8 protein-coding genes are annotated in these 6,520 nt (G+C 27.2%); 2 read left to right on the top strand and 6 right to left on the bottom strand.

Annotation, left to right across the window (positions count from 1 at the left end; all coding sequences use genetic code 11):
• Positions 1 to 17: 17 nt before the first annotated feature.
• The 6 genes from NMU03_RS17360 to NMU03_RS17385 all read right to left on the bottom strand — a co-directional run bounded on the left by NMU03_RS17360 (position 18) and on the right by NMU03_RS17385 (position 4,710).
• A complete protein-coding gene (locus NMU03_RS17360; RefSeq protein WP_290140229.1) occupies positions 18 to 362 on the bottom strand; it encodes a hypothetical protein in 345 nt (114 codons plus the stop codon).
• Between the two features lie 8 nt (positions 363 to 370).
• Positions 371 to 814, bottom strand: coding sequence for a hypothetical protein (locus NMU03_RS17365; protein WP_290140230.1), 444 nt, complete (start codon positions 812 to 814; stop codon positions 371 to 373).
• 3 nt (positions 815 to 817) lie between these two features.
• A complete protein-coding gene (locus tag NMU03_RS17370; RefSeq protein WP_290140231.1) occupies positions 818 to 1,681 on the bottom strand; it encodes a hypothetical protein in 864 nt (287 codons plus the stop codon).
• A gap of 112 nt (positions 1,682 to 1,793) precedes the next feature.
• Complete coding sequence (locus NMU03_RS17375; RefSeq protein ID WP_290140233.1) at positions 1,794 to 2,282, bottom strand: phospholipase D-like domain-containing protein; 489 nt, start codon at positions 2,280 to 2,282, stop codon at positions 1,794 to 1,796.
• A gap of 47 nt (positions 2,283 to 2,329) precedes the next feature.
• Entirely contained in the window at positions 2,330 to 2,890 is a 561-nt protein-coding gene (locus NMU03_RS17380; RefSeq protein WP_290140234.1) for a DEAD/DEAH box helicase, read from the bottom strand.
• Positions 2,875 to 4,710, bottom strand: coding sequence for a TOTE conflict system archaeo-eukaryotic primase domain-containing protein (locus NMU03_RS17385; protein ID WP_290140235.1), 1,836 nt, complete (start codon positions 4,708 to 4,710; stop codon positions 2,875 to 2,877). The genes NMU03_RS17380 and NMU03_RS17385 overlap by 16 nt, the downstream gene beginning before the upstream one ends.
• A gap of 83 nt (positions 4,711 to 4,793) precedes the next feature.
• Between NMU03_RS17385 and NMU03_RS17390 the strand changes: the two genes are divergently transcribed.
• Complete coding sequence (locus tag NMU03_RS17390) at positions 4,794 to 5,921, top strand: AAA family ATPase (protein WP_290140237.1); 1,128 nt, start codon at positions 4,794 to 4,796, stop codon at positions 5,919 to 5,921.
• A gap of 193 nt (positions 5,922 to 6,114) precedes the next feature.
• A complete protein-coding gene (locus NMU03_RS17395) occupies positions 6,115 to 6,513 on the top strand; it encodes a PD-(D/E)XK nuclease domain-containing protein (RefSeq protein WP_290140239.1) in 399 nt (132 codons plus the stop codon).
• The last annotated feature ends 7 nt before the right edge of the window (positions 6,514 to 6,520 follow it).

The following is a 6,520-nucleotide window of genomic DNA, read 5'->3' on the forward strand; positions in this document are numbered from 1 at the left end:
TCATATCATCTTTGTTACTATTTTTGCAATGTCTTTTCATTAAAGAAAAATTCTGGTCCATTTTCAATACACTTTTCCACTGGAATAAATTGATTAATAAAATGGAAATAGCCATTTTTACCAAGCTCTTTTTCAAATTTATCAATACTTACCAATATTCTTGATAAACAAAGAAAGACATTTTTAAAAATATAATCAAACTGTGTTTCATCTTTTAAATCAACATATTGTGATAAATAATCATAAAGTTGTGGATTCATATAAGGATTACATATTTTTTCTAAACCATCAGCTAAGGATAAAATATCTTCATGAGCATAATCAGTATAATCACTTGTATAATGATTTTTTAAATCAAGCAAACGATTTATCACGATATGAATAATTTTTTCGCTTCTAAAGCATTAATACGATATAATTCATAAAGAACAAGCAAATGTGATTCAATAACAAAAAGTTCATCTTCATGTTCTTCTACATCTGATTTAAGTTTCCCATATTGTCTTTGGATATTTCTTAAATTTTTTCGTTCTTCTTGCGCGTCAAATTCATATTCACCAGGAACGTGATAGACAGGAACAAGTTCATCTAAAAATGCTTTCCATTTTTCTTCGCTATATGGATTCTCTTCATTATAATTTGCTTTAATATACATTTCTAAATAAAAAGCTAATAATTCTTTCGATCTTTCATCGCTCATTCCCTGTTCAAGAATTTGATGATAAAATTTGACTGTGTTGACTTCTATATCGTCAGTTAACTGTTTTTCAATAACTTCCACTAAAGTTGCTCTTAAATAATCTCTATCTGTCATTCGTTATTCCTCCATTATTTCATCTTTAAAATTTTTATATTTATCTTGAAGTGATTGTCTAGGTTCAATATGTTGTTTATTTATTCCATATTCATAAGCATCAACCCATTCTTCTTTTGAAAAGAAATAATATATTAACATTAAGACTTTATATAAAGCAATTTCTTTATCTTTACTTTCATTTTTAAAATAATATTGAAGTGCTTCTTCTAAAGAACAGTCATGAAAAATAAAAACCAGATCATTCATTTCTTCAAGTAGAGAAGTGGCTTCATAAAGACGATCATCATAACGTCTTAATGATGATATAAATTGCTTTTGTGATTGAATGAATTTTTGACCATAGGAAATAACCATATCTCGATATTTCAACTCTTGAATATGAAAATTCAAAACACCATATAACATAATATGTAAACATTCATTGCTTAGATAACAATGTGTCGCAGCATTAACCATTTCACGTATAGTTTCTTCATTGATTTCAAGTTGCATTTGACGTACAAGATACTGATCATATAATTCTTCTTGAGCTATACCAACAGATGCAAAAGGGTTTTCACTTGAAAAAATATAATGACCACATCCATAGGACAGCATTTTATAAAGTTCTTTGATATATAAAACAGCATTTGAATAATGTGGGTTATCCGGTGTCACTGCAAGTAAAGTTTTTAAATATCTTTTGACTTTAAATCTCCATTTTGATCTTTCATTTTTAGGCACGACACGATTAGGTGCAACATAATAACCTTGATAAGCATGATCAATAAAATTTTTTATTTGTTCAAACAATGTTGGCAAAGGCACTTCTTCATGTTTAACTGCTTTTTTCTTTCCTTCACCATTCACAATACTTTCAATCACACTGTCTAATTCTTCTTTTTTGATTTTGATAATGCTTTGTATACTTCAACAAATGCATTATTAATCAATTTAACATCTTTATCTTTCAATAATTCTCTTAATTCTTTGACTTTCATTGTTCATGTTCCTCTTTAATCTTATTTTTTGTTTCTTTTAACAATTCATAAATCAATTGATGATTTTGAATTCTCATCATATGATCATGCACTTTTATATTTGATAATAAATTCATATGACCATACCAAACAATTTCTTTATCAATTATAGCATAATATTTATATAAAGAGGAAGATGTAATGACATTGATTGCATTTTTCGTTAAAGATTGGATAAGTCTATCAGTCTTTTCTATCATATTTTGAGGATAGGTTGTTGGATCTAAAGTTAAAATAGTTATTGAAACATTTTCTCTCAATTTAGATTGAAAGAGTTTTAAATAATTATTGATATTTTTTTGATTTAAACCTAGGCTTGAAACGATAATACTTTCATTAGCACATTCAATATCTTTATCAAATATTTTTTGATAATCTTCTTTGCCATAAATCATTTGAAGTTCATCTTCGCGAACATGTAAACTTGTGCAAATTTCATATCCCATCTTTTTATATGTTCTCATGCGCTTATGATACATTTTTTCTAATACTCTTACATGCGAATCAATATAATCATAAATAATAACATCTTTTTTTCATCAAAATCTCTATGTAATCGTCCTGAATATTGTTCAACATTACTTTCTACTGATATAGGAACGGTTAAAAATAATGTATCTAATCTTGGAAAATTAAAGCCTTCTCCTACATATTGTGCAGTTGCAACTAAAATAACACTTTCATGATTATCTACATTTTTTAAATTATCACGTAATTGTTGATTGATTTTACGTCCTTTTCCACCAACTAATAGAAAAACATTATCACCAATGTCTTTTAATTGTTCATATAAAAATCTTGCATGTTCTTTAAATTTTGTAATTAAAAGAGGTGTTCGATTCTCTTTAAGCACTTCTTTTATATCTGTAATAATTTGCTGATTTCTCATTTGATCATGAATCAATTTATGATATATTTCATTTAATGTCATTTCCTCACTATGAAATTCAATAAACTGAGTAAAACGTGGAAAAATATAATGATTGATATTTTGGAGCTCCAATCTTTGTTTTGTTGTAAACTGATATCTAATAGGTCCTAATTGCATAAACATTTTTTGTTCTTGTCCGTCTTCTCTTTTGGAGTTGCTGTAAAACCATATACATATTTTGCATTGACTTCATTTAGCAATTCATAAAGCATTGTCGACGCACTATGATGACATTCATCTACAATAATCATACCATAATCTTTCACTAATTCTTTGACTTCACCTTTATTTATCAAAGAATTCACAATAGCAATATCGATTATGCCATTCATAGAATTATGATTGCTATATAGTTTTCCAATAATACTCTTTCGTTTTTTTATCTTTCCTGATGCAGTTGTATATGTAGGTAATTCTTCATCAATATTTAAAAACTTATTTAAATCATCTTCCCAATTATTCATAATTAAATTCGTATGAACAATAATAAGTGTATTGACTTTTCTTTGTGAAATTAAATAAGTTCCAATAACTGTCTTACCAAAAGCAGTTGTTGCATAGCAAATACCAATATCATTCTTTAATAATTCTAAACATGCTTGTTGTTGATTTTCATAGAGTTTTCCAACAAATTCCACATGAACTTTCTTTTGGAAATTTCTATAATCATGAATAACATAAGGTATTTGATTTTCATCTAAGTGGTTTTGAAGCAAAGCTAAACAACCTCTTGGTATACAGAGCCAATAACCTATATCTATTGTGCATTCAATCCATGAATTCATATCTCTTGTTGACAATCCCATGGCTTTTCTTTTAAAAAATTCTTTATTTCTAAAAGTTGCTAAACGTCTTATTTGATTTTGTATTCTAGGTTTCAAATTTCTAGTATCAATATAAACCATATTAGCAAATTGAATAATGACCTTATTATCAACATCTTCTTTATGAAATAATGTTTCTTTTATCCATGGTTTGGATATTGAATAATCATAATCTACCATTGATAACTCTTTATCCTTCCATAGCTTAAGTTTTTCTTCAACAAACTTTAATGGTAGTTTCTTTACATTTTGCAAACATTTCCATTGATCAGGGTAAATATTCCAATTTTCATCTATAAAAACACTATTTTGCTTTTTTAATGCCTGTCCCTGTAAGGGAAGTGCTATTAAATTACCTAAACCATCATCTGATAAATGATCTTGACTAGGAATCATACGATCATATGTCTTAAATGTTTTTAAATTTATAGCCTCTGCTCCTATATTTAATAATGATCTTCCAAAACGTCTAGCAAGAATAGCTGATATAGGTTCATCAAAAAATATCCAAAGATGTGCACCTTTTCCTGAACGTGATCTTTCCACCAAATAATCAATATGATGCAATTGACAAATCTTTCTTAAAGCATTAACTTCTTCTTTCCAACCATTGTCAACATTTTCTCCATCAGTCCCTATTTCATGATTATCAAAATCAAAGACTAATAAATTGGTTGTTTCATCTTCCAACATAGGATATATTCCTATAACGTCATTTCCTTTTAAATCTTTTCCATTAAGATGTTTCATAATAATTCTTTGGTTTAATGGTTTCCATTTTTTATAAGGACAATCTTTACATTTCTTTTTCACATTCATTTTTTTCAAACACATTTCATCTTTCCAAAAGTTCTCACATTGAGGATAATAACCCACTTTACCATCTTTATTCACATGCCTTTGACTATAAACATCTTTTCTTCCTTTGAAAACCCGATAAAATTTAACAGCGTGCTCTGGTGTAATCATCTCTGTTTTAATTGTATTGAATTGATTTTCTTCTTTAAATTTTTGATAAGTAATATGATGATTATCTAAAAGTTGTTCGAGATAACTTATTCTTTTCTTTAGTTGCTTATTTTCATTTTCTAAATTGATATAGTTCTTTGTTTCAATCATAATCATATCCTCTGCCATTATTCTTTATACCTTATATTTTCTCATTAAAATAATCAAAAAACAATCAATATTGTATGAATTGCTTGTCAATAATTGAACAAGAATTTGTTTTGATATGGTGGCATTTATGTTATACTTATGATATGAAAGAAGGTGTGACAATGAAAAAAGCATTACCTATTGGTGTTATGGATTATCGTAAGCTTATATCTGAAAATTATTATAATGTTGATAAAAGTTTAATCATTAAAGATTTCCTTGAAAGAAAAACCGTTGTCACTTTGATTACACGTCCTAGACGTTTTGGTAAGACACTTAACATGTCGATGATGGCAGAGTTCTTTGATATTACAAAAGATTCAAAAGAACTTTTTAAAGATACGAAAATTATGGAAACAGAATATGCTTCTTTTATAAATCAATATCCAACTCTTTTTATATCTTTTGCAAATGCGAAAGAAAGTCAATATGATATAATAAGAACAATTAAAAAGGAAATATCAAAAGAATATCAAAAATATAATCATCTATTTATGAATTTAGATGATTATGATCAATCTGATTTTGATTTGATTAAAAAGAGTTTAACAAATCATCAAGATGATTTTAAAGGTGTAAATGATTCTTTATCTTTTTTGATGACAAAATTGGAAAATCATTATCATAAAAAAGTCATGGTTTTTATTGATGAATATGATACACCTTTCATTGAAGCACATATCAATGGCTTTTATGATGATTTAAAACATGATTTGTCATCATTGCTTCACAATACTTTAAAAACTTCTTCAAGTTTACAGTATGCGATGTTGACAGGAATTCAACGTGTAGCTAAAGAAAATATTTTTAGTGATTTGAATAATATTGTTGTTTGCACTGTTAAAGATTATCACTATGATCAATATTTTGGTTTTACGGAAGATGAAACAAAAGCCTTTTTGGAATATTATCATTTGACATTGGATGAAGATGTTAAAAATATGTATGATGGTTATCATATTGGGAATCATGACATTTATAATCCATGGTCAATTATTAATTATATTGATAAAAAAGAATTACGTCCTTATTGGTTGAATACAAGTTCTAATAAAATGATTAGAGATGCGATTCAAGATTGCGATATATCTTTTAAACAAGATTATGAAAAATTAATCAAGACTGGACAAATTGAAACACTGGTACAAATGGAAACAAGCTTTTTGAAGTAAGCAATACTGCAAATCTATGGGGACTATTTGTGAATGCAGGATATTTAACAATAGAAAAAACTAATTCTTCACAGCTTGATAGATATATATTGCGTATTCCTAATCAAGAAGTCCAAAAGAATTTCAACAATTAACTTCTTACTATTTAGATATTTCTGCATCAGATTTATCTAGTCTATGTAATGCGTTATTAGTGGCAAATCGTGATGAGTTTGAGAATTATTATAGAAATATACTAATGACATTGCCATCATTTCATGATCTTGTCAATGAAAATAGTTATCATGTAGTGTTTTTAGGTATGTGTGCATGGTTAGCAAATGACTATGAAATCATCAGCAATAAAGAAACAGGAAAAGGACGATGTGATATTATATTAAAGGCTAAAAAATCAATATTGCCTTCTTATATATTTGAATTTAAATACACAAGAAACAAAGAACAGATAGAACAACTTTCAAATCAGGCTATCCAGCAAATTATAGACAACAACTACGATGTACAATTAGCAGAAAATACAATTTATATTGGTTTGGCACATTGTGGTAAAGATGTTTCTATAACATGGGAAAATAAATCAAAAAACAAGTGATGAAAAG

The sequence above is a fragment of the Allocoprobacillus halotolerans genome (assembly GCF_024399475.1).
In the GTDB taxonomy this organism is placed as follows: domain Bacteria; phylum Bacillota_I; class Bacilli_A; order Erysipelotrichales; family Coprobacillaceae; genus Allocoprobacillus; species Allocoprobacillus halotolerans.

Excerpts from the sequence above, each read along its gene's own strand:
- NMU03_RS17385 (WP_290140235.1), bottom strand. The coding sequence starts at position 4,710 with ATGATTGAAACAAAGAACTATATCAATTTAGAAAATGAAAATAAGCAA.
- NMU03_RS17380 (WP_290140234.1), bottom strand. The coding sequence starts at position 2,890 with ATGTTTATGCAATTAGGACCTATTAGATATCAGTTTACAACAAAACAA.
- NMU03_RS17375 (WP_290140233.1), bottom strand. The coding sequence starts at position 2,282 with ATGGGATATGAAATTTGCACAAGTTTACATGTTCGCGAAGATGAACTT.
- NMU03_RS17365 (WP_290140230.1), bottom strand. The coding sequence starts at position 814 with ATGACAGATAGAGATTATTTAAGAGCAACTTTAGTGGAAGTTATTGAA.